Genomic DNA, 26,840 nt, shown 5'->3' on the forward strand with positions numbered 1-26,840 from the left:
GAACGTTTTACACATTCCTTGACAGTAAATTATGCCGTTTGTTACACTGTCTTAAAATATTTGCCGAGAGGGGCTTTCTACTGTGCGGGAAGATAAATTTGTCAAAGAAGGACTAACATTTGATGACGTGCTGCTTATCCCAGCAAAATCCGAGGTTTTGCCAAGAGATGTCGATCTTCGGGTAAAGCTTAGCGAGACAGTTAGTCTGAACATTCCTTTGATCAGTGCCGGGATGGACACGGTAACAGAATCAGCACTCGCGATCGCGATGGCCCGCCAAGGCGGCATTGGCATCATCCATAAAAACATGACGATTGAGCAGCAGGCGAGCGAGGTAGATCGCGTAAAGCGCTCGGAAAGTGGCGTCATTACCAACCCGTTTTCTTTGAGCCAGGACCATACAGTAGCAGAAGCGGACGCTCTGATGGGCAAATACCGCATTTCCGGCGTGCCGATTGTCGATGAAGAAAAGCATCTTATCGGGATTTTGACCAACCGTGATCTGCGCTTTGTTCATGACTACTCCACACCAATCAAAGAAGTGATGACAAAAGACAATCTGGTGACTGCTTCTGTAGGAACAACGCTCCAGCAAGCAGAAGCGATTCTTCAAAAGCACAAGATTGAAAAGCTGCCACTGGTTGATGAGAACAATATTTTGCGCGGACTTATCACCATTAAAGATATCGAGAAGGCGATTCAATACCCGCAGGCAGCCAAGGACCCACAGGGACGCTTGCTGTGTGGCGCGGCGGTCGGTGTATCTGCTGATACGTTCGAGCGTGCAGCGGCGCTTGTACAGGCAGGTGTGGATGTCCTGGTGGTCGATACAGCACATGGACACTCCAAAGGTGTAATCGAAACCGTAAAAGCCATTCGCAAAGAGTATCCAAACTTGACGATCGTAGCGGGAAATGTTGCGACAGGACAAGCTACCCGCGATCTGATCGAAGCTGGCGCATCTGTTGTAAAAGTCGGTATCGGTCCGGGTTCCATTTGTACTACTCGCGTCGTAGCAGGTATCGGTGTACCGCAAATTACCGCGATTCACGATTGTGCCCAGGTAGCTCGCGAGTACAATATTCCAATTATTGCCGACGGCGGTATTAAATACTCCGGCGATTTGCCAAAAGCGATCGGCGCTGGCGCTTCTGCGATCATGATCGGCAGTCTGTTTGCCGGAACGGAAGAAAGCCCAGGCGAATTTGAGATTTTCCAAGGCCGCCGTTTCAAGGTATACCGCGGTATGGGCTCGATTGGCGCCATGAAAGCAGGAAGCAAAGACCGTTACTTCCAGGAGAACGAACAAAAGCTTGTTCCAGAAGGAATCGAGGGCCGCGTTCCTTACAAAGGGCCGTTGGCAGATGTGACCTACCAACTGATTGGCGGTTTGCGTGCAGGGATGGGTTACTGCGGAGCGAAGACGATCGAGGACTTGATCCAGAACTCCCAGTTTGTCCGGATCACGGGAGCCGGCTTGCGTGAAAGCCATCCACATGACGTGCAAATTACCAAGGAGTCGCCGAACTACTCGATTTCTTAGTTTATAAGAAAATCCCCCCTTCTAGAAAGAAAGGGGGGTTATTTAATTTGTAGGCAAAAATTTAAAAACTGGTCGCAGTTAACGTACAGCTATCTTCTATAAATAGCGATTTCTCCGTCAGAGGCAATATTTCCTACTATCTTGAGGCGATAGTTCCCTGGGACGACAGATACTGGGTCGGTATAATCAGTATTGCCTTTTGGCGCAGTTAATCTTCCTAATTTAATTGTTTTCTCTACTTTTCCATTCTCGCTTAATTTTTCGATGTAAACTGTTACATCGCAGTTACTATTTGAAGCATCTAATCCAGCGTTAGCCTTTCCAAAGAGATGGAATGTGTCACGGCCAATATATGTACCTCCCTGTGTTACGCTGAAAGACCTCCAGTCAAGTTCAATGCTCATGGTACTAATATCCTTTTTAGTTTGCTGTTCCACTAGGGAATCGGTGTTCCTTTTTTCGACTGCGGCATGAGCAGAAACTGGATTCATAACAACCAAACCAAGAGCGAGTGAAGCAAAAGTGTATAAAACCTTATTCACGAGATAAGCCTCCTTAAATATTGAATATATTTCCATTTATACCATAATATAATTTAATTTCAATTATATTTTATATATCCAATCAATTACCTACTAATGAGTCTATTTGGACTTCAATGAGATCGTAATGGTATGTTAAACTTACACTTGGTGCTCAATTACCGTATGAATTTATGACAGAATTGGAGAGTGAGAAGAAACTATGAAGCGAACAACATGGAAAAAGCGACTGACAGGTCTGATCCTTTCTCTCGCAGTGTTTGCAACCGCAATGGGAGGAGCGGCGACGAAGGCCGATGCAGCACCTGCAGCCGATCTACAACTGGCAGCGAAATCTGCCATTCTATTAGAGGCATCAACAGGAAAAATATTGTACAGTATGAATCCAGATGCCTCACTGCCACCTGCCAGCATGAGTAAGATGATGGCGGAATACCTGGTGCAAGAAGCAATCAAGGAGAAGAAAATCAGCTGGGATGAGAAGGTGCCCGTAAGTGAGTATGCCTTCTATGTGGCAAGAATCTCCGATACGTCTGGCGTATACCTAAATCTAGGTGAGTCCTTCACAGTCAGAGAGCTGTACAATGCGATGGCTGTCGTTTCTGCTAATGACGCAACTGTACTGCTTGCTGAAAAGATTGCGGGCAGTGAAGCAAACTTCGTGCAGATGATGAACAAGAAGGCTGCAGAGTTTGGTATGAAAAACACGTCTTTCGTAACATCTAGCGGTTTGCCAGCCAACGAGTTGGGACCATATTCCGTTAAGACAGATCAAGTGGAAAACCTGATGTCTGCTCGCGATTCGGCCATCCTCGCTAGAAACCTGATTCGTGATTTCCCAGAAGCTTTGGAAGTATCCAAGATCCCACGGTTTACGTTCCGTCCCGGTTCTAAAAATGAGCTGAAAATGGCGAATAACAACTGGATGCTGCCTGATCTCCCGAATTACTATCAAGGTGTAGACGGATTAAAGACTGGTTATACCCAAGCAGCAGGCAATTGTTTTACTGGTACGGCCGTTCGTGATAACATGCGCTTGATTTCTGTTGTCATGGGAACAGACAGCAAAACAAAGCGCTTCGTAGAAACCAAAAAGCTTTACGACTACGGTTTCAGCAATTTCAAATTAACCAAGCAGTTGGACAAGAATGCTTCTGTAAAAGGCTTTGAAACTGCACCTGTAAAGAACGGGGTAGAACTGACAGTACCAGCAGTAACAGGCAGCGAAGTAAACGTACTGACCAAAATTGGCGGGGAAGCAAAATTCACCCCAACAGTTACCTTCCAAGACTTGAACGCGCCAATCAAGCAAGGCCAAGTAATCGGTAAGCTCGTACTGAAAGAAGAAGGGGCAAAAGACACCGATTACCTCCAGCCAGAAGACGCGGCAAAAGCAGGCGTGGATGTAGTGGCAAGCCAAGAGGTGGAAGAGGCGAGCTGGATTCGTCTGTTCTTCCGCAGCATCATTCAATTTTTCAGCAACTTGTTCAGTAGTGGAACAGGAAATTAAATAATGGTTGTTTTCCCCCTCATCTATCGTTTACAATGACGGTAACAAGGAACCATAACAGAGCATAACAGTTACGGTTCTGACTTCATGATGTAGGGGGAATTTTCATATGGTACAAGTAGGAACGTCCCGCGTAAAAAAAGGTATGGCTGAGATGCAAAAAGGCGGCGTTATCATGGACGTCGTAAATGCTGAGCAAGCAAAGATTGCTGAAGCTGCTGGCGCCGTAGCTGTTATGGCGCTGGAACGCGTACCTTCTGATATCCGTGCTGCTGGCGGAGTAGCCCGTATGGCTGATCTGGGCATTGTGGAGGAAGTTCTGAACGCTGTTTCTATCCCTGTTATGGCAAAAGCTCGTATCGGACATTTTGTCGAAGCCCGCGTATTGGAGTCAATGGGTGTAGATTACCTGGATGAAAGTGAAGTTTTGACCCCAGCGGACGATTTGTACCACATCAACAAAAAAGACTTCACTGTGCCGTTCGTATGTGGTGCGCGTGATCTGGGCGAAGCGCTTCGCCGCATCGGAGAAGGAGCTTCCATGATCCGCACAAAAGGTGAGCCAGGGACCGGGAACATCGTAGAGGCAGTTCGCCATATGCGCACGATGATGGCTCAAATCCGCAAAGTGCAGGCGATGTCTTACGATGAGCTGATGGCAGAAGCGAAAAATTTGGGTGCTCCATACGAACTGCTCGAACAAGTACACCAAACAGGCAAACTGCCTGTCGTGAACTTCGCGGCTGGTGGCGTAGCTACCCCGGCAGATGCGGCACTGATGATGCAATTGGGCTCTGACGGCGTATTCGTCGGCTCGGGTATTTTCAAATCGGAAAATCCGGAAAAATTCGCGCGGGCAATTGTCGAGGCAACTACCCACTACACAGATTACGAGCTGATCGCACGCGTATCAAAAGGCTTGGGCAGTGCGATGACAGGAATCGAGATTTCCAAAATCCGCGAAGCTGATCGCATGCAAGAGCGCGGCTGGTAAGGTGAGTCAAATGAAAATCGGTGTACTCGCGCTGCAAGGGGCTGTGGCAGAACACTTGCGCATGCTGGAGGAAGCAGGGGCGACAGCCGTTCCTGTCAAAAAAGCAGAGGAACTCGCAGACCTCGACGGATTGGTTCTCCCAGGCGGAGAGAGCACGACGATCAGCAAGCTGATGCATAAGTACGGATTCATGGATGCGCTTCGTGAGTTCGGAAGCGCCGGAAAGCCAATCTTCGGCACTTGCGCGGGAGCGATTCTCTTGGCCAAGCAGATTCAGGGGCAGGATGAGTGCCATCTGGGGCTGATGGATATCAAGGTGGAGCGGAACGCGTTTGGTCGGCAAAAAGAAAGCTTCGAGGTCACAATGCCCGTAGCTGGTGTCGGTGCAGATTATCCCGCAGTGTTTATCCGCGCTCCTTACATCGTAGAAGTCGGAGAAAATGCTGAGGTGCTTGCCAAGTACGATGAAAAGATCGTCGTTGCCCGAAACGGTCACTACCTGGCGGCTGCTTTTCACCCGGAATTGACCGAAGATGCACGGCTGCACAAATATTTCCTCGAAATGGTCAAAGAGTACAGAAGCTAAAGCCAATCAATAAACATCCTCGAAAGAAGATCGGCATGAACAAGATGCCGGTCTTTTTTTGTATGAAGATCATCGCGGAGTAGCCTTTACATACGTATAGAACCTGTAGTACAGTTAACAATAGAAGTATGCATGAATGAGAATGCGATGATGAGAACAAGTACCTCATGAAGAATCTGGTGCAGAGAGTCGGTGGTGGGTGCAAACCGATCCGGTCTGTGGGGGAATCCATCTCGGAGTGGCAAAGGAATGAACTTTGTCCGGAACCGTCCCGTTACGACGGATTGAGTGGATACATGTGCAGTCTTGGCGTGTATCAACGAGGGTGGCAACGCGGGTATACAACACTCGTCCCTTATGGGGACGGGTGTTTTTTGCATTTTATTATCGATTCGGAGGGATTCGAACATGTTGGACGTAAAAGTATTGCGTCAGGATTTGGAAGAAGTAAAACGCCGTTTGGCGCATCGCAACGAAGATATTTCCGCTCTGGATCAGTTTGCAGAAGTGGACGAAAAGCGCCGTCAAGTCATTCAGGAAGCGGAAGCTCTGAAAAATAAACGCAACACGGTATCTGAGCAAGTAGCCATCATGAAACGGAACAAAGAGAACGCCGACCATTTGATCGCGGAAATGAAAGAAGTAAACGAGCGCATCAAAGCGTTGGATGAGGAACTGCGTGGGCTGGATGAACAGCAAGAACTGATTTTGCTGAGCCTGCCTAACCTGCCACATGAAAGCACACCAATTGGTACTTCGGAAGATGACAACGTGGTGGCTTGGACGTGGGGCGAGCCTCGCAACTTTGGTTTTGAGGCGAAACCACACTGGGAAGTAGCCAGCCAGGCAGGGATTCTCGATTTTGAAACGGCAGCGAAGGTAACCGGAAGCCGCTTTGTCTTTTACAAAGGACTGGGAGCGCGTCTGGAGCGGGCGTTGATGAACTTCATGATGGATCTCCATTCCAATGAACACGGATATGAAGAAGTCATCCCGCCATTCATCGTGAACCGCGCGAGCATGACCGGAACCGGACAATTGCCTAAGTTTGAAGAAGATGCTTTTAAACTGGAAGGTCCTGATTACTTCCTGATTCCTACCGCAGAGGTGCCAGTGACGAACATGCACCGCGACGAAATCATGGATGGAGCAGACTTGCCTAAATACTATACGGCGTTCAGTGCTTGTTTCCGTTCGGAAGCAGGTTCGGCAGGGCGCGACACGCGTGGTCTGATTCGTCAGCACCAATTCAACAAAGTCGAGCTGGTGAAGTTCGTCAAACCGGAAGATTCCTACGATGAGCTGGATAAACTGGTGAAAAATGCGGAGAAGGTGTTGCAGCTGCTTGGACTGCCATACCGCGTGCTGAGCATGTGTACCGGAGATCTCGGATTTACTGCGGCGAAGAAATTCGACTTGGAAGTTTGGATTCCAAGCTACAATACGTACCGGGAAATCTCGTCGTGCTCGAACTTCGAGGACTTCCAGGCTCGCCGTGCCAATATCCGTTTCCGCCGCGATACAAAATCGAAGCCGGAATTTGTGCACACTTTGAACGGATCGGGTCTTGCGATCGGCCGTACAGTAGCAGCCATTTTGGAGAACTACCAGGAACAAGACGGTTCCATCACCATTCCGGAAGTTTTGCGTCCGTATATGGGTGGAGTAGAAAAAATCTCCCCGAAATAAGCGAGCAAAGAAACGCATAAAAGCATATGGAAAAGCAAAGCAGCCTTCTGATTCTGACGGGTCAGGGGCTGCTTTGTTTTTGCCAAAAAGAGCTGTAAATCAAGGACAAGGGCATGTTTTGATAAAATGTGTTCTAATACAGTGTGATTTTTTTGAAAATTGTGTTGCGCTGTATTAGTGTCTGTTATATAATAAAAACAAATTTAAAGAATATTGTTTTAATACAGATATGGAGGGAAAGAAAATGGACTGCTATCGGTGTGAAGGAAACGGCGAACAAAATTGCCCAAGATGTGGAGGCGTTGGTCACGATGACAACGGAGCGGCTTGCCATCATTGTTTGGGAGATGGGCATGTGAGTTGCAGTCATTGCAGCGGCAGCGGATATCAGGATTAGATCATTTTTTTTGCACCTACTGTACTATAATAATTTTTCGAAAACGAATCTGTACCATAATAATTCGGACGTTATCAAGGATGGTGACCAGTTTTGACTACGATTCCAACTAATCCATATCCGCTGGAGATTCAGATCACTGGCGAGATGCATTCCGGCTATCAGGAAATCCTCACGCCAGAGGCGGTTCAATTTGTGATCAAGCTGGAACAAAAGTTTGGCGACAGACGGCAGCAACTGCTTGCCGATCGCAAGGAACGTCAGCTGAAAATTGATGCGGGACAACTGCCTGACTTTTTGCCGGAAACAGCCGAGATTCGCAACGGAGATTGGACGATTGCTCCACTGCCGCATGATCTTTTGGATCGAAGAGTGGAGATCACCGGGCCATCTGGCGACCGCAAAATGGTGATCAATGCGCTGAACTCAGGCGCTCGCATGTTCATGGCCGATTTTGAAGATGCCAATTCGCCTACATGGGAAAACTCGATCCAGGGACAGATCAACATGAAGGACGCGGTTCGCCGCAACATATCATACACCAGCCCGGAAGGAAAACAGTACACCCTGAATGAGAAGACGGCTGTATTGATCGTACGGCCGCGTGGCTGGCACCTCGATGAAAAACACATACTCCTTGACCAACAGCCGATTTCCGGCAGCCTGCTCGACTTTGGTCTTTATTTTTACCACAACGTCGATGCCTTGATCGCGAACAAGACAGCCCCGTATTTTTACTTGCCGAAGCTGGAAAGCCATCTGGAAGCGCGCCTCTGGAACGATGTGTTTGTTTTCGCCCAGGAGGAACTGAATATTCCGCGGGGGACGATTCGCGCGACGGTGCTGATCGAAACGATTCTCGCTGCTTTTGAAATGGATGAAATTTTGTATGAGCTGCGCGAGCACAGTGCGGGATTGAACTGCGGGCGTTGGGATTACATTTTCAGCTACATTAAAAAGCTGCGCAATAGCCCGGATGTCATTACGCCTGACCGGGCACAAGTGACGATGACGGTTCCGTTCATGAAAGCCTACACCACTTTGGCGGTGAAGACTTGCCACAAACGCCAGGCACCTTGCATTGGCGGAATGGCAGCGCAAATTCCGGTGAAAAACGACCCGGTCAAAAATGAAGAAGCGATTGCCAAAGTACGTGCCGACAAAGAGCGGGAAGCATACGACGGGCACGATGGTACATGGGTAGCTCATCCGGCATTGGTGCCAGTTGCCATGGAGGTTTTCAATCGTTTGATGAGAGAGCCGAACCAGATCTGGTATAAGCGCGAGGACGTGCAGGTGCAGGCGAGCGACCTTCTGGCTGTACCCGAAGGCACGATCACAGAGGAAGGCGTTCGTACCAACATCAGTGTCGGTTTGCAATATATCGAGGCATGGCTTCGTGGCTTTGGGGCTGTTCCGATTCACAATCTGATGGAGGACGCAGCGACGGCAGAAATCTCCCGTGCACAAGTATGGCACTGGATTCGTCATCGACATGGCGTTCTTCAGGATGGCAGAAAGATCACGGAAGGCTTGGTGAAACAGTGGCTGAGCGAAGAACTGCAAGCGTTGAAACAAGCGATTGGCCAGGAGCGTTATGAAAACAGCAAATTCCAGGTCGCGGGCGAGCTTTTCTTGCGGCTGGTGACGGAAGACGATTTTGAAGATTTTCTGACTGTGCCGGGCTATCGCTATCTCTAAATAAAACAATAAAAATGGGTGGGGGAAACGAAAATGAGCAAACAAACAAAACAGGAAGCTATTCAACAGATCGAGCAAAGCTGGCAGGGCGAGCGTTTTCAAGGGATTACCCGGACGTACACGGCGGAAGATGTTTTCCGGCTGCGTGGTTCGGTTCAAATCGAGCACACACTGGCTCGTCTCGGAGCGGAGCGGCTGTGGAACTTGCTGAATACAGAGCATCATATCAAGGCGCTGGGGGCATTGACCGGGAATCAGGCGATTCAACAGGTAAAGGCCGGCTTGAAAGCCATTTACCTGAGCGGCTGGCAAGTAGCGGCTGACGCGAACCTTTCCGGACAAATGTATCCTGACCAAAGCCTTTACCCGGCGAATAGCGTTCCTCATGTTGTGAAAAGAATTAACCAGGCATTGCAGCGTGCTGACCAGATTGACCAGTCCGAAGGCGGCACAGATACGTATTGGTTTGCTCCGATTGTCGCTGACGCCGAAGCGGGCTTTGGTGGACCGCTGAACGTGTTTGAATTGATGAAAAGCATGATTGAAGCGGGGGCAGCAGGTGTGCATTTTGAAGATCAGCTGGCTTCCGAGAAAAAATGCGGACATATGGGCGGAAAAGTTTTGATCCCGACGCAGGCTGCTGTCCGCAATCTGATTTCGGCCCGTTTGGCAGCAGATGTCATGGGAGTGCCGACTATCATTGTAGCTCGTACAGACGCTAACGGCGCATTCCTGATCACGAGCGACGTTGACCAGCAAGACCAGCCGTTTTTGACAGGCGAACGGACGCCAGAAGGATTTTTCCGTCTGCGTGGCGGGTTGGATGCAGCGATTGCCCGTGGACTCGCCTACGCACCTTATGCCGATCTGATCTGGTGCGAAACGTCCGAACCAAATCTGGACGAAGCACGCCGATTTGCCGAAGCGATTCATGCCCAGTACCCAGGCAAGCTGCTCGCTTACAACTGCTCGCCTTCGTTCAACTGGAAGAAAAAACTCGACGAGGAATCGATTGCACGCTTCCAGGAAGAGCTGGGCGAGATGGGCTACAAGTTCCAATTCGTGACGCTTGCGGGCTTCCATGCGTTGAACTACGGCATGTTCGAGCTGGCACGCGGCTACCGCGATCGTGGAATGGCTGCTTACTCCGAATTGCAGCAAGCTGAATTTGCCACAGAGGTGAACGGTTATACAGCTACTCGTCATCAGCGTGAAGTGGGTACCGGCTATTTCGATGAGATTGCACAAGTGATTGCCGGCGGAACTTCCTCGACCACAGCACTGACTGGTTCGACAGAAGAAGAGCAGTTTGCGCACCAGTAATCAATGAAACAAAAACGGACTAGGGGGCATGCCTCCTAGTCCTTCATTTTTTGCCGATAGGTTTGTGTGCCTCCCCATTTTATTTTAGGGTAAGCTCGATTTGCTGGTTGTCTTGGCCGCTACGCGACGAACTGCTTTGCCGCACGGACATTCCCCCTCCAGAGGATGGATTGGAGACTTCCAGTGCGATCCGGCTAGTTGTTTCGTTGAGGTCGATTTGCAGTGCTTCTGCGCTACCCGCTGGAATGAGCACTGTCTGATCGATGGGAATGCCGTTTGTGTATGCGATGAGTGGTTCTTTTGTATCTGCGTCTTCCACCCTCAGGTTAAGGCTGCGATCGTTAGCGCCCCGGTTGTTAATCATGATGGTCAAAGAGGAATCGGTCCCTCTTCGCGACAGAACGAAGCGCGTTGTCGAGTAGTTGGAGGAATGGTTCGTCGATGCCATGTTTTGTCCCTCTCCTTCCTTAAACGACTTCAATTGTTGGAATGATTGTTTTGCTGCAAAAGATTGAGGATGGTTTCGCGATTTTGCGTTTCTTTCTCCAGCAATTTCTGAAGCAAAGATTCGAATGAGCTGCCCCCTTCGATACAACCACAAGGAGAAGCGCTGCTTCCGCCTCCCTGGTTGGGTGGGCAAAAGCATTTGACTAACTGTAGCAATAACAGGAGCAGAACGGTGTTGTCGCTGAAGTTAATCAAAGTGCTGTTTCCTACCGTGAAGGAATTTCCGTTCGATATCGTATTGGCGGAGTTGTTGGCAGAGCTGGCGATCCCGTTTGCTGTGCTGGTCAGAGCGCTGTCGTGATTAAAAGTATTATTGGAAGTGCTCAGGTTCGCCGAATCATTGCGGGCGCAGCTGGTAGAATCAAGGGTACTGTTGGCGTTGCTGTTGTTGTCATTTGTGGAAGAGTTATCTGCCGAACTGGTATTGGTCGTTGTGTTGTCGCCTGTAGTGGCTGTGGCGTCGGTATCGGATGTATTGTCCGAGTCACTGGTGCTTGTAGATGAATTGTCGCCCGTAGTGGAAGTGCTTGGCCCGGCAGAAGAGGTTGCATCGGTATCGGAAGAGTTGGTGGCATCGCTGTTGCTGGTGGACGAATTGTCGCCCGTAGTGGAGGTGCTTGGCCCGGCAGAAGAAGTCGCATCGGTATCGGAAGAGTTGGTAGCGTCGCTGTTGCTGGTGGACGAATTGTCACCCGTAGTGGAGGTGCTTGGCCCGGAGGATGAGGTCGCATCTGTATCCGAGTTGTTGGCGGAATTGCTGTTGCTGGTCGAAGTCTCGGTAGCAGTAGAGCCGCTGTCGGTGTCGGAATTGTTGGTAGAATTGCTGTTGCTGGTGGAGGTTTCGGTAGCAGTAGAGCCGCTGTCAGTGTCGGAATTGTTGGTAGAGTTGCTGTTGCTGGTGGAGGTTTCGGTAGCAGTAGAGCCGCTGTCAGTGTCGGAGTTGTTGGTGGAGTTGCTGTTGCTGGTTGAAGTTTCGTTGGCAGTAGAGCCGCTGTCGGTATCGGAGTTGTTGGTAGAGTTGCTGTTGCTGGTTGAAGTTTCGTTGGCAGTAGAGCCACTGTCGGTGTCGGAGTTGTTGGTAGAGTTGCTGTTGCTGGTGGAGGTTTCGGTAGCAGTAGAGCCGCTGTCGGTATCGGAGTTGTTGGTAGAGTTGCTGTTGCTGGTTGAAGTCTCATTTGCTGTGGCTTCGCTGTCCGTATCAGAGTTGACAGTGGCATCACTGGAGCTGACCGATTTGTCGATGGATTTGGCAATGATACAGCGGAAACGCCGCCTCCTGGAACGACATTTACGCCGCCGTCGCCTTTTGCAGCGATATCGCGATTTCAAACATTTAACCCTTCTTTTATGACACTTGCACTTCCTGCGACATCGTCTTCTTCGTTTGATTCGGCACCGTTTGGAAAGCTTTCTTTTCGCCAATGGTTGTCTCACCTCACATGGCAAAAGTATGGTTATACGAGTAGTATAGGTTGGCAAGGCAAAATGGGAACGGCGTTTGTCCTACTAGAAACGCACACATTTGATGGACATCAAAAATGTGGGTACGGATTGTAGCGCGTTGCCGAGAACACAAAGCAAAACGCATGGCACTGATCAAGCTGAAAAAAGTCAGCGACTGTTTTGCGAAAGAGTACGACCTAATTACAACTCTTGTTTTTATGCGGTTCTCTAGCAGTCAGAGAGCCGCTTTTTGTGTTCCCTTCGCTTTTTCACACAGTCTTAATAGCTTCTTAACAACCCATTTATATCAGTTTCATTTTGGTTGTTTACGATTAAAAGCGAAAAAACCAAAAGATCAAACACAAATAAAAACGAAAAGGGGCCTTAAAGATGAGAGGGAACCAGTTGAGCTGGAAACGAACCGTTGTTGTCATGACATCCTTTTTTCTGCTTGCCGGATGCGCCACCGAGACGAAATCAGACACTGCTCTGGATGCGTCGCAATTGACCCTGGATCAAATCGTAGAAAAAGCGAAGAAGGAGGGCGAAGTCAACTCTGTAGGGATGCCGGACACGTGGGCGAACTGGGGGGAGACTTGGGGTAATCTCCAGAAGGAATACGGCTTGAAGCATATGGATACCGACATGTCGAGCGCAGAAGAATTGGCCAAGTTTGAAGCAGAAAAAGATAATGCCACAGCAGATATCGGCGATGTGGGCATCGCTTTTGGACCGTTAGCCAAGCAAAAAGGGCTGACGCTGCCTTACAAAACCTCTTACTGGAACGACATTCCCGCCTGGGCAAAAGATGACGAAGGGCATTGGGTGCTAGGCTATACCGGAACGCTGGCTTTTCTCACCGACAAGACAAAAGTGCAAAATCCTCCGAAGTCCTGGGCTGATTTGAAAAGTGGAAACTACAAGATCGCGATCGGCGATGTCATGAAGGCAAATCAAGCGCAGTTTGCCGTGCTGGCTGCTGCTTATGCCAACGGGGGAGACGAGAAAAATATTCAGCCTGGCGTCGACTTTTTCGCTGAACTTGCCAAAAACAAGCGACTCAGCACGAGCGACCCTAGCCTGGCCAACCTGGAGAAGGGCGAAGTCGAAGTCGCTATCTTGTGGGACTTCAACGCACTCGGGTATCGGGACAAAATCGACAAAAACCGTTTTGATGTCCTCATTCCGGAAGAAGCATCGGTCAGCAGCGGGTACGCTACTTTGATCAATAAATACTCCAAGCATCCGCACGCTGCCATGCTTGCTCGTGAATACATCCTCTCCGACGCAGGCCAGTCCAATTTGGCTCGTGGCTACGCTCGACCTATCCGCGCGAACGCCAAGCTCGATGAATCTGCCAAAGCGAAACTGCTCCCGGAAGATATGTACAAAAATGCCCGTCCTGTAGGTGATCTGGCTGCGTGGGAAGCGACGGCCAAAAAACTGCCGCAGCTTTGGCAAGAGCAGGTGTTGATCCATGTCCGCTAACAACAAGCTGGCCATGATTGTGCTGGACGGACTGAGATTCGACACAGCTGTCTCGCACATGGGGTATATGCATCATCTGGTCGAGTACGGCATCGCGGCCCGCTTTCAGGTACGCTCGGAATTGCCGAGTCTCTCTCGTCCTTTGTACGAAGTTCTGTTGACGGGAACTCCTGCGTGGAAAAACGGAATTTCCAGCAATCAGGCGGCGCGGCTTTCGCACCAGGAGAGCCTTTTTCACCTGACGCGAAAAAACGGGATGTCCAACGCTGCTGCCGCTTATGGCTGGGTAAGCGAGCTGTACAACAAAGCGCCGTTCAGTCCGTTTCACGACCGAATCCAGCTGAACACGGAAAGTCCGATCCAAAACGGGATGTTTTACTGGGAAGATCATTACCCGGATACACACTTGTTTGCTGACGCCAACTTTTTGCTGAATGGATACCGTCCGGATTTTCTCTACGTCCACTCCATGAATATCGATGATGACGGTCACAAGTATACGGCTGATTCTGCGCAATATCGTAACCGCGTTCTGGCGGCAGATTCCATCCTGGCAAATGTGCTTCCTGCGTGGATGGATGCGGGCTACCAAATCATCGTGACAGCCGATCACGGGATGACAGCGGATGGGAATCACGGCGGCACCTCCAGCGCTGACCGGGACGTCCCTCTGTTTGTCATCAGCAACCAGGTATCGCCCGGCATTCGCGAGGAGGTCATCCCGCAATTGCAGGTGGCTCCGCTTGCCTGCCAGTTGCTAGGCATCTCCCCTTCGGAAGCGATGCAGCCATTGACCGTATGCGGGCAGAGTAGCAAGACGTCTCCCTGAGGGGGCGTCTTTTCCTCTCAGAAAGGAGCTTTTGCGATGAAACGATTTGCCAGCATGCTTTTGGTCACGACAATTCCGTTCTTTGCGATGATCGCTCTGTTTCTGCTCGTCCCGTTGCTTTCCATGATCGAGGGGAGCTTTCAGGCCGAGGGGGGCGGCGGTTTTACGATCAGCCACTATCAGGAGATTTTTTCTAATCCATATTACTTGCAGGCTTTTGAAAACAGTGTGCTCATCTCGTTCCTGTCGTCTCTTATCGGAATCATCGCTGCTGTTTTCGCTGCCTATGCGATTACCCGTTTCTCGCAGTCTCTGCAACAGCGAGTGCTTGTCATTACCAATCTAACCTCGAACTTTGCGGGGATTCCGCTCGCTTTTGCCTTCATTGTTCTGTTGGGGAATAGTGGTCTGTTTGTATTGCTTGCGAAGCAGCTGGGGATTGATTTTGGCCAGTCCTTTACTCTGTATTCGTGGAGCGGTTTGACGCTTGTTTATGTTTATTTTCAACTGCCTTTGGCAGTGATGCTTTTGTATCCCTTGTATCACGCCATTCAGAAGCAGTGGATGGAAGCGGCCGAGCTGCTCGGGGCAAGTCCTTGGCATTTTTGGCTGCGAATCGGTTTCCCGGTACTGTTTCCGGGCATCGTCGGCACATTCAGCATTTTGTTTGCCAACGCAATGGGTGCCTATGCTTCGGCCTACGCGCTCACGGGCAGCAACTACAACCTTGTGCCGATTCGGATTGGCGCGCTTGTCTCCGGCGACATTTTTGCCAGACCGGAGCTGGGTAGCGCTCTCGCCGTACTGCTCGGCCTGACGCTTGCCGCCGCCCTGGTCGTGAACGAGTGGCTGACGCGGAAGATTCGGAGGGATTTGTCTTGAAGCGAATTGGTTTGCCATCCTTGTCGTTTGCGTTGGTCATGCTGTATTTGTTTTTGCCTGTAGCGGCTACCGTACTTTATTCGCTGGCAACCGAGTGGAACAGCACGGTTTTGCCGGAAGGGCTCACGCTAAAATGGTTCGCGGAGCTGTATGGCGATCCCCGATTTTTGCAGGCATTCGGGCGCTCTTTTGTGCTGAGCTTTTTGACGACAGTTGTTGCTGTCGTGATTATCGTCCCGGCCGTTTTCTCCATTGTCGTTTACGCTCCCCGGATGGAGAAACTGGTTCAGCTTTTTGTGATGCTGACCTACGCTGTACCTGGCGTCATTATGGCGGTCGGCTTGATTCGTACTTATTCAGGCAACGGGATTCCGATGATCGTTATTACAGCCGGGGCGTATCTGGTCGGTCTGCTTCCGTATCTTTATCAAGGAACGCGAAACAGCCTGCTTGCCCTGCACGCCCGTTCATTGATGGAGGCGGCCGAGCTGCTGGGTGCGAGTCGCTGGCAGGCGTTCGTCCGGATTATCGTGCCGAATATTATGTCCGGAATTTTCGTGTCGGCGCTCCTGTCGTTCTCCATCCTGTTCGGTGAATTTGTCCTGATCAACATTCTCGTGGGAGGAAGATACGAGACCCTGCAACTGTATTTGTACAACAAGCTATCGGCAAGCGGGCATGTCGCCAGCGCGATTACTGTCACTTATTTTGTCCTGATGGCGATCATCACCAGCCTGATTGTCAGATTCACACGCCGAAGCTTCGCACGCAAGGAGGTCTCCTGATGAGCTACGTCCAAATCGAACACATGTCCAAAACTTTTCACGGCCAGCACGTGTTAAAGCAACTCGACCTTGCGATTGAAAAAGGCGAGCTGGTTACGTTGCTTGGCCCTAGCGGGTGCGGCAAAAGTACGCTGTTGCGCATCCTCAGCGGTCTGACTGCCCCTGACATGGGCAAGATTTACATTGACGGCAAAGATGTGACTGACGTGTCGCCAAAAGACAGGGAGATCGGCATGGTGTTCCAATCGTATGCGCTTTTTCCCAATCTTACGGTCAGTCAAAACATTGCCTTTGGCCTGGAAATGAACAAAGTCCCGAAAGCGGATATTCGGCTGCGTGTCCAGGAAATGATCGAGCTGGTCGGGCTTGCGGGAAAAGAGCAAAACTATCCGCGCGAACTGTCTGGCGGCCAGCAGCAGCGTGTAGCCCTCGCCCGTTCGCTGGTTACCCGGCCAAAAGTGCTTTTGCTCGATGAGCCGCTCAGTGCCCTGGATGCCCAGATTCGCAAAAACTTGCAAAAACAGCTGCGCACCATCCAACGCGAGCTGAACATGACGACTGTGCTGGTTACGCACGATCAGGAAGAGGCCATGGCTGTCAGTGACCGCATCTACATCATGAACGGCGGCCGTATCGTGCAGCACGGCAGTCCTCATGAGATTTACACCCAGCCACACTCTGAATTTGTCGCTCGCTTCATTGGAAATTACAACGTGCTGACCGCCGAGCAGCTGAACCGAATCGCGCCCGATCTGTCCATTCGGGAGGCAGCCGAGCGGTTCGCCATCCGCCCCGAGACATTTCGCGAACAGCCTGTAACTGCGGAAGACATCCGCTTGACCGGGAAGATTGCTCATGTATCCATGCTCGGCAACGTTACCCGTTACGAACTGAACATTGGCGATGTTTCTGTACTGGTGGACACGCTGCACATGTCCTTCGAGTCCGAGCAGACAGGCACAACCAAAACATTGTATTTATGTCCCAAGGATGTGATTCCGCTCTATGACACTATTGCCTGAAGAACGACAGCAAGTGATTCTGGACGAACTGAACCGACACGGTAAAATTCAGGTGATGAATCTGGCAAAAAGCCTGGCAGTAACACCAGAGACCATTCGACGCGATCTGGACCAGTTGGAACAGCAACGCATGCTAAAACGGGTGTACGGCGGAGCGATCCCTTATCATTTGCCAAAACGAGAGCCGCATTTTGAAAAGAAACAAGCGATCCAACAGGCGGCAAAAACGAAAATCGGCCAAATCGCGGCAGAGCTTTTGGCTGACGGAGACACGATCGCGCTCGATGTCGGAACGACAACACTGGAGCTGGCACGTGCCATCAAGGGCCTCAACCAACTGACGATCGTCACCAATTCGCTCCCTGCTGCCGCTTTGTTGAACGAGTTGTTGGAAGCAAATCAATTCAACGGCCAGGTGATTATGCTGGGGGGTCTGACCCATCCGGCTCAACAATCGGTTGCCGGGGCGTTTACTTGCGAGCTGCTCTCGCGCTTTCATTTTGACAAAGCTTTTATTTCCTGCGGAGGAATCACCGCTGATGGCTTCACCGACTACGACATGGAAGAAACTTTGTGTTCGACCATGATGGTACAGCGCTCGGAGCAAGTTTATGTTTTGGCAGACACATCGAAAATCGGCCAAACGCAATTTTCCCGTATATGCGGCTGGCCGGATGTCAGCGCGGTCGTTTGTGACCAGCCGATGCCGGATGAATGGCTTTCGTCAGGCATTCAAACTACCTGGATAAGCGAACATCCGCTAAGGAGAGACTTCACATGCTGATTGACTATCATCTTCATCTGGAAGAAGGGCCCTATTCACTGCGCTGGCTTGACCGCACCAATGCGGCCCTCGATCACTTTCATCCATTAACCCAACCTCGACATACCCGCGCCTGGCTGCTGGACAGCATGGCGCGATTAAATAACCGCTTGTCTCGCGGGGCATACGACCCGGCCTGGATCGATCTGTATTTGCGTGAGGCACTGAACAAAGGCTTGAAAGAAGTAGGGATTGTCGATCATTTATACCGTTTCCGCGAAGCGCGCCCTTACTTTGAACGGTACATGGAGCTGGGCGATACCGATTTGGGTCGCTTGCAGCGCACTTGGCTTGATCAGGTATGCACGGAGAGCCTCAGCGACTTTTGCGCGGCGATTGAGGCAGCAAAGCCGCATTGGTCGGCAAGCGGCGTGGAGTTGCGGCTGGGGATCGAAGCGGATTATTTTATCGGCGGGGAAAAAGAGTTGGAAAGCTTGCTGGCAGGCGCCTCGTGGGATTATGTGATCGGCTCTGTCCACTTTTTGCACGGGTGGGGCTTTGACAATCCCGAGACTCGCCAGTTGTTTGAGCAGCATGACTTGAAACAGCTGTACGCGGACTTTTTCCACACGGTTGAATGTATGATCAGGAGTGAGTTGTTTGATTTTGTCGCCCATCTGGACAATTTGAAAGTGTTCTCCTATCGGCCTGCGGAAGCGGAGCTTGTGCCCCATTACAACAGGATCGCGACTGCTTTGAAAGAAACGAATACAGCGACCGAAATCAATGCGGGCTTGTACTACCGCTATCCCGTTCAGGAGATGTGCCCCAGCCCGGCTTTTTTGGACGTTCTGGTGGCGCACGGCGTGCCGCTGACGCTCTCGTCCGATGCGCATTTTCCCGACGATATTGGAAAGTATGTGGCAGCGAATTTGGATACGATTCGTTCGCTGGGGGTGGCGGAGGTTGCTACTTTTTCTGGGCGTCGACGGATTATGAAGGCGATTAGGTAAGTGGCAGGTATTGCAGGCTGCAGGTGAGAGTTGCTTGTAGGAGTTGGAATGGGACAGATGGGATAGGTTGGTGTTTTGGGTTTGGGGTGGTCGCTGGTCGTATATATTGTCTGGATATGACTGGCGGCCTGTTTTGATCAGGATCATTTTCGGGATGCGAAAAAACCTTGGAAAGCCAAGGTTTTTTTGCGTGGAATTTGCCAAAAGATGTGTACCTGCATATAATAAGAAGGTAGGTGAGGCGTCAGAAGAGGGTTCTTTGCCGCTTTTTGAAACAGTCCATACTTGTCCCCGTAGCTCAGCAGGATAGAGCAACGGTTTCCTAAACTGTAGGTCGGAGGTTCGAATCCTCTCGGGGACGCCATTGAAGAAAAAACCTTGATATAATCAGGGCTTTTTCTTATGAAAACAAGTCTGATTTGTATCTATAAAAACCAGAAGTATACATTTATTTACAAAAGATTACACTACAGGCATTTTCAGCGAGCGAAGATGACTTTTTGATAAAATGAAGACAAGCAAATAAGAAGTAAGCCACTCGGGGCGCCGGGTGGCTTTTTTGTTTGCATACTGGTCAAAATCTTTCAATTGATCAGACAAAACATAAATCAAAGGAGAGATCGTATGCGTAACAAAGAACTGAGGAACAGAGAGTGTTCGAAAAAGATTGCCCATCGTTACATTGTTAACTTTATCGATGGAGTTAGTGAGAAAGAGCAAAACAAGATCGTAAAGCAATTTGGTGGGAGAGTGCTAAAAAAATTCCGTACTCCAGCATTTGATCGTTTCGCTGTAGTTCATATTGACGATGCGCAGGTTGAGCAACTCCTAGCTCACAAGCTTGTTGAGAGTATCGACCAAGATATCGAGGCTGGAAGTCCGTCTAGTAATGAAGTAGAAACGTGGGGACATGCAACAGCTCAACTATATAACTTTTGGAATGCGGGATACACTGGTGCAGGAGTAAAGGTGGCCATTATTGATACTGGGATGTCTCCTCACCCGGACCTGCCAACGCCTCTTAGTACTTGGAATGTAGTAACCGATTCTACTGATGTGACAGATGTTAATCCAAGTAATCATGGACACGGTACCTGCAGTGCTGGCATCATTGCAGCTCGTAGTAATGGTTCCTTTGTAAAAGGCGTTGCTTTTGACTCTAACATTCATGTGATTAACTGTTACTTTCAAAAAGCAGGGGATACTCAAAGGTCTTATACGAATATTTCCTATACAACCGACGCGCTCCAATATGCTGCAACTTTGGATGTTGATGTTGTACTTTGTAATGTACAATTGATCGCTGGAAGTGCTTCTATGCAAGCTGCATGCGATATTTTAGAGGCAAAAGGTGTTCCTATCTTAGCAGCTGCAGGTAACTTTGCAGATGCGAATGGGGATATTACCAAGGATACCGTATATTACCCTGGACATTACGAAAAGGTTGTTGCAGTTGGTGCAGTCCAAAAAAGTTCGAGTTTCCCTTATCTAAAACGAGCATCATATTCAGGTACTGGCCCTTATTTGAATATCGCAAGCTTCACTGATTTGGAGACGACTAGCAAATCTGGAGGATATAACTATTCTTATAGCGGAACATCGTGTGCGACTCCCTTTGCTACGGGCGTAATGGCGTTGCTAAAACAGGCATATCCGCACTATTCCGCGCAGCAACTGAGGGATAAATTATATGAAGGTGCCACACCTTTTGGAACAAAAAATGAGTATGGCGTTGGTCTAATTGGCCTTCCGGCATCGATTCTACCATCAAGCAACACACCGTCTTTTCCGCTTCTAGCAGCATCTACAACGGAAGATTTCTCTGACTCAAACTTTAATTTTAATCTTACAGGAGATTTTGTAATCGGGACTGATAGTGGCCGGACAGTGTTAAGAACTCCCGCATACTCGAATACAGGTACGGGTATTAGCCGGTTCACTTTTCAAGTGCCGGGAAATGCAGTAAATCCTCAAATTAGTGTGACACACAGGAGCGATTGTAGATGGACTGATATTATGCTGGTGACGGTTAATGGTATGCCTATGACTTACGCAAGCAATATTGAGTCCAACTATAAAACGGATACACTTGCCTTAAAACCAGGCGGAAAGTATCTCGTAGAACTTCGGTGGGATAAGTACGAATCCTATTCCGCTGGCTCAAACGCGGTGTTTATCGATAGCATTTCTGTTAACTTCACTACCAGTGGAAGTGGCGGAGGAACTCCAGGGGATTCTATCACCAATCCAATTGTTGTTTCTGGAACATCTGCAAACGGAACCTTGCTGGATACAAAAGATGTATATTTTAAATACATTGTACCAACTACGGGAAGCTATACTTTCACAACGTCGGCATCCTTTGATTCTTACATGCAACTGCTCGATAGCTCCCAAAACCTTTTGGCACAAGATGACGACAGCGCAGGCAATGCGCAACCGAAAATCACATACACGCTCTCTACTGGTCAAGTGGTATACTTGAAAGTCTACGGATATAACCATGGAGCCGGAAAAAATGGCCCAATTACATTAAATATTACACCCGCATCAGTAGGATCTGTCCCAGGTACGCCCAGTGTATCAGTTGGATCGCCTACTACCTCTAGTCTGACAATTAATATGTCTGCTACAGGTGCTACAAGTTTTAACGTATACCGTAGCACATCAGCGTCCGGTACGTACTCACTGATTGCATCTGGTGTAACATCCCCATACATGAATACTGGCCTCTCTTCTAATACAACGTATTACTACAAGGTTGCTGGGGTGAATAATTATGGTACGGGTGCGCAGTCAGCATATGCCTACGGGACAACAAGTAATAGTGGAGGAGGCGTAACACCAACTACCATTGTAGAGGATTTTTCTGATAGCAGCTTTGATCCGCGCCTAAACTTATCACTTAGTGGATGGGAATATGACCCTTCTGTTGGCTCAATTATGGCTATTGTTGCTGAGTCTACAGCAAGTGCAACACTAAGTGTAGATATTCCATCTGGAGCCGCTACAAGAACTTTGAAATTTGACTACAAAGGTATGATTATGGGTGGTAGCAGTGGTATAAATTATACTCAAGTTTTCGTGAATGGAGTTTTGAAACAGACACTTACTGATTCTGATGTACAATGGAGAACGCAGACAATCAATCTTGGAACTGGTTACCAGGCTATTGAAATACGTGCTTCGTCTTCTTCTTCGAATACCTGGACAGCGGTAATTGATAATATCATTGTTAGTTGGAAGTAAATAAAACATTCTGAGAGCCCAATTAAACTTGGGCTCTTTTTCTATTTATATAACAATACAGTCAGGGGTGTGAACTTGCATTGGCAATCAATTTCGATGAAATCAAAAGAGAGATGAAATAAAAAAACTTTCTAGAAATTGTTCGGCCAAGATGGGTTAAATTGCCCAGCCAACATCCAGATGCAGCATTTGATGCCGAATAAAAGACCAGGATGGCATGAAAGCAAAACAAAGAGCCTGCCGCGTTTTAAACGGAGAGGAACAGAGACCCCTTGTCTTGTAAAACCTACCGCCTAACCTGCCTTCCCCGCCCCCAAACAACCAACACAAGAAGCCCAACCGTCACCATCAAAAAAACATAAGGCACCCCCGCCTCAATCGTCCCGTCAACAACGCCCATGAAATCCATCCACTTCTCCTTGTTCAACGTACCAGTAAACATAATCAGCAAATAAAACGCCTCAAATGCCTTATTACTGCGGGTCCAGACACCCATTGCAAGAGCAAGCGAGGGAATAAACAACGCACCAATTCCCCAGGCCAACAACCCGCTCGCATCGCCTTCCACCATATATCGCACGGCAAGACCGCTGCCTGTCAAAACAGCAACGATCAACCCCGCCAGCCACGAAACAGGGATTTGCCTTTGCAGAGGGGCTGGGCTGGAAAAAATGATATCCCTCGTGTTGTAGCGTATCTCTCTAACCCCCATGTTCGACCAAAGCAACACAGGCCAAAGCCAAGCGAGGGGAGCGATGATTCCTTTTGCCAATGGAAGCGGTGCAAACAGCGTAAGAACAATGAACAAAAAGGCAATGGCATACCACCACAGCGGTTGGCCTTTGAGCATGAGCTTTAACTCTACCTTCAACATATCCCATGCATGAAACCGCATCGTTACCTTGCTTAAAGCAGCCGCACGCCGATTTGATGATTCAACCCATTTATTTTTGTCATTTTCCACATCACTGCTGACTTCCTTGCGAGAGAAAAAGCCAAGCTGCCATTTGCCCGATTTTCTTATTGGTTTATCGAAGCCACGAAATGCCACAGAAGCCAGCAGGAGCAACGGAATGGCGATGATGATCCAAAAAATCCGGCTGATAAAAATATCCCAACTCCAGTTCACGCCGCTCCAGAGGAATGTTTGTAGCGGTTCCTCTACTAAAACGACGCCGTCTGACAGAACTCCTGGCGCTTGGGGAAACAAGTGCTTATAAGATTCACTGATGCTGTCTTTAAAAATTTCTCTTCCGGTAAAGCTGCTGACAGGGAGGCCGAAAATATCAAAGGTGGGGATGCTGATCAGCACAGTAGGAGCCCAGATGCAGAAGAAAAACAAGATGTTCCCAAAGCCGGTTCGAAGCACGGGGAGTGTTTCGAAAAGTACGGCAAGTGCGGATAAAGCAAACATGCCAGGCAAAATGATAATGACCATCGGCAAAACAAACGAGCCAAGGTCGATAGTCAGGTCTTCCTGACGCAGCAGCTGCATGACGATGGCGATCGTAAACGTCAAAATGACAATGATCGTCAGTATCGCAAAGTTGCTCAGAAACTTGCCAGCCATATAGTCAAGCTTGCGGAGCGTTGTCGTTGAAATGATTTGGCCGACTCTAGTTTGCCGATCGCGCTCGATCGTATTTTTTATCAAAAAGAAGCCAAACATCGTCAAAAAGCTCATGACGGAAATGGAAACGGCTGCTCCGATCCAGGCAGAATTAAGGACACCGCGATATTGGTCTACTAACAACACGGCGTATGTCGCCTGACTGTTGGGAACGAACAGAAAGGCGCCGATGATGGAAAGAAACAAGGTAACCAAAAATCCATAGCCGCGGGTGCGCTCTAACAGGTCAGCTCGTGCGATATGATAAACTTTGCGAATCCTGCTCATTGCCGCACCTTCCCGTGGTTGGAAATGCAGTGCAGATAGGCGTCCTCCATACCGGGCGAAACTAACTGGGCGTCATTCGACGGCGACTCGTCCGAGACAATGCGGAGCAAAACACCGCCACCAGAGCGAACCGTACTGCTGATCATCCATTTTTTGCGCAGCTCCTGAACTTCGGACGAGCTAACGTTCCATTCCCATACCTTGCCTTGCACAGTTTCCAGCAGCTCATCCGGCGAGGAATGATGCAGGAGGTGTCCTTTTGACAAAATCGCTATGGATTCGGCAGTAGCCTCCACATCGGACACAATATGCGTGGAGAAAATGACGATGCGATCACCGGAGAGGTCCGACAACAAGTTTCTGAAACGTACCCTTTCAACGGGATCAAGCCCGACAGTCGGCTCGTCTACGATTAAAATTTTCGGATCATTGAGCAGCGCCTGAGCAATTCCGATACGCTGCCGCATTCCTCCCGAATAGCCCCCGATTGCCCGTTTGCGCACATCGTACAAGTTAACGACGTGCAGCAATTCCTCAATCCTAGTCTTGGCTTCTTTCCTGTGGACCCCTTTGATCGCTGCCATGTATTCGAGAAATTCCACGGCATTGAGGTGAGGATACACGCCGAAATCTTGCGGTAAATACCCGAGATTTTCACGAATTGCATCAGGATTTTGAAAAATATCGACGCCGTTCCATAAAATCGTGCCGGTCGTTGCGCTCGTAATCGTCGAGATGATGCGCATCAAAGTGGACTTCCCCGCACCGTTTTCACCAAGCAGCCCGAGCACGCCTGGTTTCAACTGCAAACTGAAATCTTTAAGTGCCCAAAAATCTTGGGAATACTGCTTGCCGACACAATTCAATTCCAGTTTCAAGCTCCGATCCCTTCTCTCTGTATACTCTCCACTCCAAAAGACATTTGATCGATAAAAAACAAAGTATTCAGGGTTGTTTTTAATGATATGACAAAGCTGTTTTGCAAGCAATTGAAAACTGAAAGGGCGTTGTTTTTGTTTGTCATGGTAGAGGAAAACACAATTATGCAAGTTTTGTAAAAATATGTAGTGTTACGTCGGAGGGGGATGGTAATATCTTCTTGTTCTAATATGAATGACAAGTTTTGGTCTGGAAAGGCAGGCATTACATGCGAAAACAGATGATAGTAATGTTGGCGGGAGCACTTGTGGGTCAATTAGTCATCGCGGACGGGTACGCGGCAGCAGGGTCGTCTTCTTCTAGCAGAAGTTCCAGCTCCTCGGGCAGCAGCAGTTCTTCAAGCAAAAGTTCCAGCTTCTCGGGCAGCAGCAGTTCTTCAAGCAAAAGCCCCAGCTCCGCGAGCAGCAGCACCTCCAGCAAAAGTTCCGGCTCTTCAAGCGTCAAATCATCGAGCAACAGCAAAAGCTCGTCCTCGAAAAGCACAAAAAGCTCAAAAAACACCTCTAAATCGAGCAAAGTAAAATCCAAAACATCGAAGAGCGCAACTCCTTACTACGTGGATCACGACGATGATGACGACGACGACGATAATTACTACGAATACAACGCGGAGGAAGATACAGGGGAAGAAGAATGGAGCAGCGAAGAGGAGAGCGAAGCCGATGCTAATGCCGACGCCAATGCCAATGCTGCTTCCGAAGAAAGCAGCTCCGCCTCCAATAGCCAACCAGCACCTCCTGAGGAAGCGGTCAGGAAGGATCTGATCCAGTTACTGCCTGCGAATCCCCCTTTTTCTATAGACCTGCAGGCAAATATTTTGGCTGACATGAAAAAGCATCAGCTGCTGCCGAACCAGATTTACCGTATCTGGATTGACGGGCAACACCGTTACTTTTTGCTGCAAAAGAACGGGAAGGTCGAAGAAGTGAGTGGAAACCAACTGCAAAAGCGCCAGCTTCCGGTATACGATTTGGCACTCTTGTCTACGTCATTGCTCGATTATTACAGGGACAAGTTCACCAGCCACAACCTCCCGACCAACCAAATTTACGCGGTGGAAGAGGATGGCGGGCTAAAAGCCCATCTGTTCCTGCAATCAAACGGAGCGCTGGCATTCCTTCCTGCGTATGAAGCTGTCAAAAAGAAAGTTCCGATCGTGGAGGCGTCTTCGCTGCTCGTTTCCGATGAAATCCTTTATTCGTACATCAAGGAAATGAGGGAAAATCAATTCCCGTTCAACATGGTTTACCGCAAAAAGGTCGGCTCCATCGAAAGATACATCTACCTCGACGAAAATGAAAACGCCAAGCTGATCAGCACCACAGAAGCGAAAAAGCACCAGGTGGCAGACTACGAGCAGATGCTGATTCCCCAGGCAGCCATAGAGAGCAGCAAGCTTGCCATCATGCAGTCAGGAGTCCCGGTGCAAAAAGTTTATGCCATGCAAGTGAACGGCTTGCCCAAGCTGTTTCATTATAAGGACAACCAGACGGTAGAGTTGATCACCAGAAGTAACGCAAGCAAGTATGAAACTATACCATTCGATCAGGCCGTCCAGACGGTTCAGGAAGAAGAAGAGAAACAACTCTTCTTCGAGAGCGTAAAAAAATGGTCGATGTTTGGTCTTTTTGTCCTTCTTCTTGCACTTATCGGGCTTGTGCTTTTCTTGAACAAAAAAGGAATCGTTGCGCGCAAGAAATAAACGCGATGAGGCAGCGCTCCCCAGTAAAAAAATGGG

General features: G+C 49.2%; 23 protein-coding genes, 1 tRNA gene and 1 other annotated feature. Of the genes, 19 read left to right on the forward strand and 5 right to left on the reverse strand.

Features of this window, described 5'->3' with window-relative positions:
* Positions 1-82: 82 nt before the first annotated feature.
* Positions 83-1,543 (forward strand): IMP dehydrogenase, encoded by a 1,461-nt coding sequence (gene guaB, locus HP435_RS00220; RefSeq protein ID WP_173599961.1) that lies wholly within the window; start codon positions 83-85, stop codon positions 1,541-1,543.
* Positions 1,544-1,632: 89 nt separating this feature from the next.
* Here guaB and HP435_RS00225 read toward each other — a convergent pair whose 3' ends face one another.
* Positions 1,633-2,085: a hypothetical protein gene (locus HP435_RS00225; RefSeq protein ID WP_122966895.1), complete on the reverse strand. Its 453-nt coding sequence runs from the start codon at positions 2,083-2,085 to the stop codon at positions 1,633-1,635.
* Between the two features lie 202 nt (positions 2,086-2,287).
* Here HP435_RS00225 and HP435_RS00230 point away from each other — a divergent pair, with 202 nt between their 5' ends.
* From HP435_RS00230 to aceA, 6 genes are all read left to right on the forward strand, one after another.
* Complete coding sequence (locus HP435_RS00230; RefSeq protein WP_173598240.1) at positions 2,288-3,595, forward strand: D-alanyl-D-alanine carboxypeptidase family protein; 1,308 nt, start codon at positions 2,288-2,290, stop codon at positions 3,593-3,595.
* Positions 3,596-3,704: 109 nt separating this feature from the next.
* The gene (gene pdxS / locus HP435_RS00235; protein WP_122966893.1) at positions 3,705-4,589 is read left to right on the forward strand and encodes a pyridoxal 5'-phosphate synthase lyase subunit PdxS; all 885 of its coding nucleotides are present in this window, start codon (positions 3,705-3,707) and stop codon (positions 4,587-4,589) included.
* A 10-nt stretch (positions 4,590-4,599) separates the two neighbouring features.
* Complete coding sequence (gene pdxT, locus HP435_RS00240) at positions 4,600-5,175, forward strand: pyridoxal 5'-phosphate synthase glutaminase subunit PdxT (protein WP_122966892.1); 576 nt, start codon at positions 4,600-4,602, stop codon at positions 5,173-5,175.
* Positions 5,176-5,313: 138 nt separating this feature from the next.
* Positions 5,314-5,534: a binding site (T-box leader), on the forward strand.
* Between the two features lie 49 nt (positions 5,535-5,583).
* Positions 5,584-6,864 carry a serine--tRNA ligase gene (serS, locus tag HP435_RS00245; protein WP_173598241.1) on the forward strand — a complete coding sequence of 427 codons (1,281 nt, stop codon included), beginning with the start codon at positions 5,584-5,586 and terminating at the stop codon, positions 6,862-6,864.
* 490 nt (positions 6,865-7,354) lie between these two features.
* Positions 7,355-8,962 carry a malate synthase A gene (aceB, locus tag HP435_RS00250; protein WP_173599960.1) on the forward strand — a complete coding sequence of 536 codons (1,608 nt, stop codon included), beginning with the start codon at positions 7,355-7,357 and terminating at the stop codon, positions 8,960-8,962.
* 33 nt (positions 8,963-8,995) lie between these two features.
* Entirely contained in the window at positions 8,996-10,285 is a 1,290-nt protein-coding gene (gene aceA, locus HP435_RS00255; protein ID WP_173599959.1) for an isocitrate lyase, read from the forward strand.
* A 79-nt stretch (positions 10,286-10,364) separates the two neighbouring features.
* Here aceA and HP435_RS00260 read toward each other — a convergent pair whose 3' ends face one another.
* Positions 10,365-10,733 (reverse strand): hypothetical protein, encoded by a 369-nt coding sequence (locus HP435_RS00260; RefSeq protein ID WP_173599958.1) that lies wholly within the window; start codon positions 10,731-10,733, stop codon positions 10,365-10,367.
* 234 nt (positions 10,734-10,967) lie between these two features.
* Here HP435_RS00260 and HP435_RS29030 point away from each other — a divergent pair, with 234 nt between their 5' ends.
* The 11 genes from HP435_RS29030 (at position 10,968) to HP435_RS00310 (ending at position 22,266) form a co-directional block, all read left to right on the forward strand.
* On the forward strand, positions 10,968-11,093 hold the full coding sequence (locus HP435_RS29030; protein WP_255679195.1) for a hypothetical protein: 126 nt from the start codon (positions 10,968-10,970) through the stop codon (positions 11,091-11,093).
* Positions 11,094-11,225: 132 nt separating this feature from the next.
* Positions 11,226-12,143 carry a hypothetical protein gene (locus tag HP435_RS00265; RefSeq protein WP_173598245.1) on the forward strand — a complete coding sequence of 306 codons (918 nt, stop codon included), beginning with the start codon at positions 11,226-11,228 and terminating at the stop codon, positions 12,141-12,143.
* 482 nt (positions 12,144-12,625) lie between these two features.
* Entirely contained in the window at positions 12,626-13,723 is a 1,098-nt protein-coding gene (locus HP435_RS00270) for an ABC transporter substrate-binding protein (protein WP_173598246.1), read from the forward strand.
* Positions 13,713-14,552, forward strand: coding sequence for an alkaline phosphatase family protein (locus HP435_RS00275; RefSeq protein ID WP_173598247.1), 840 nt, complete (start codon positions 13,713-13,715; stop codon positions 14,550-14,552). The genes HP435_RS00270 and HP435_RS00275 overlap by 11 nt, the downstream gene beginning before the upstream one ends.
* Positions 14,553-14,588: 36 nt before the next feature.
* Complete coding sequence (locus HP435_RS00280; protein WP_173599957.1) at positions 14,589-15,434, forward strand: ABC transporter permease; 846 nt, start codon at positions 14,589-14,591, stop codon at positions 15,432-15,434.
* The gene (locus HP435_RS00285) at positions 15,431-16,219 is read left to right on the forward strand and encodes an ABC transporter permease (RefSeq protein WP_063230261.1); all 789 of its coding nucleotides are present in this window, start codon (positions 15,431-15,433) and stop codon (positions 16,217-16,219) included. The genes HP435_RS00280 and HP435_RS00285 overlap by 4 nt, the downstream gene beginning before the upstream one ends.
* The gene (locus HP435_RS00290; RefSeq protein WP_173599956.1) at positions 16,219-17,241 is read left to right on the forward strand and encodes an ABC transporter ATP-binding protein; all 1,023 of its coding nucleotides are present in this window, start codon (positions 16,219-16,221) and stop codon (positions 17,239-17,241) included. The genes HP435_RS00285 and HP435_RS00290 overlap by 1 nt, the downstream gene beginning before the upstream one ends.
* Positions 17,225-18,025 (forward strand): DeoR/GlpR family DNA-binding transcription regulator, encoded by an 801-nt coding sequence (locus tag HP435_RS00295; protein ID WP_122966075.1) that lies wholly within the window; start codon positions 17,225-17,227, stop codon positions 18,023-18,025. Before HP435_RS00290 ends, HP435_RS00295 begins: the two co-directional genes overlap by 17 nt.
* A complete protein-coding gene (locus HP435_RS00300) occupies positions 18,019-19,017 on the forward strand; it encodes a histidinol phosphate phosphatase domain-containing protein (protein ID WP_173598251.1) in 999 nt (332 codons plus the stop codon). The genes HP435_RS00295 and HP435_RS00300 overlap by 7 nt, the downstream gene beginning before the upstream one ends.
* A gap of 287 nt (positions 19,018-19,304) precedes the next feature.
* Positions 19,305-19,381 (forward strand) — tRNA-Arg (locus HP435_RS00305).
* Positions 19,382-19,641: 260 nt separating this feature from the next.
* A complete protein-coding gene (locus HP435_RS00310) occupies positions 19,642-22,266 on the forward strand; it encodes a S8 family serine peptidase (protein ID WP_173599955.1) in 2,625 nt (874 codons plus the stop codon).
* A gap of 286 nt (positions 22,267-22,552) precedes the next feature.
* Here the strand turns inward: HP435_RS00310 and HP435_RS00315 are convergent, their stop codons facing one another.
* The 3 genes from HP435_RS00315 to HP435_RS00325 form a co-directional block, all read right to left on the reverse strand.
* A complete protein-coding gene (locus HP435_RS00315) occupies positions 22,553-23,935 on the reverse strand; it encodes an ABC transporter permease (protein WP_173599954.1) in 1,383 nt (460 codons plus the stop codon).
* Positions 23,936-24,159: 224 nt separating this feature from the next.
* Positions 24,160-25,041, reverse strand: a complete 882-nt coding sequence (locus tag HP435_RS00320; protein WP_173599953.1) for an ABC transporter ATP-binding protein — start codon at positions 25,039-25,041, stop codon at positions 24,160-24,162.
* A 313-nt stretch (positions 25,042-25,354) separates the two neighbouring features.
* Positions 25,355-25,585, reverse strand: coding sequence for a hypothetical protein (locus tag HP435_RS00325; protein WP_229049783.1), 231 nt, complete (start codon positions 25,583-25,585; stop codon positions 25,355-25,357).
* A 73-nt stretch (positions 25,586-25,658) separates the two neighbouring features.
* On the opposite strand from HP435_RS00325, the gene HP435_RS00330 reads away from it, so the two are divergent.
* Positions 25,659-26,804 (forward strand): hypothetical protein, encoded by a 1,146-nt coding sequence (locus HP435_RS00330; protein ID WP_173599951.1) that lies wholly within the window; start codon positions 25,659-25,661, stop codon positions 26,802-26,804.
* Positions 26,805-26,840: the final 36 nt, after the last annotated feature.

Source organism: Brevibacillus sp. HD3.3A (assembly GCF_013284375.2).
Classification (GTDB): Bacteria; Bacillota; Bacilli; order Brevibacillales; family Brevibacillaceae; genus Brevibacillus; species Brevibacillus parabrevis.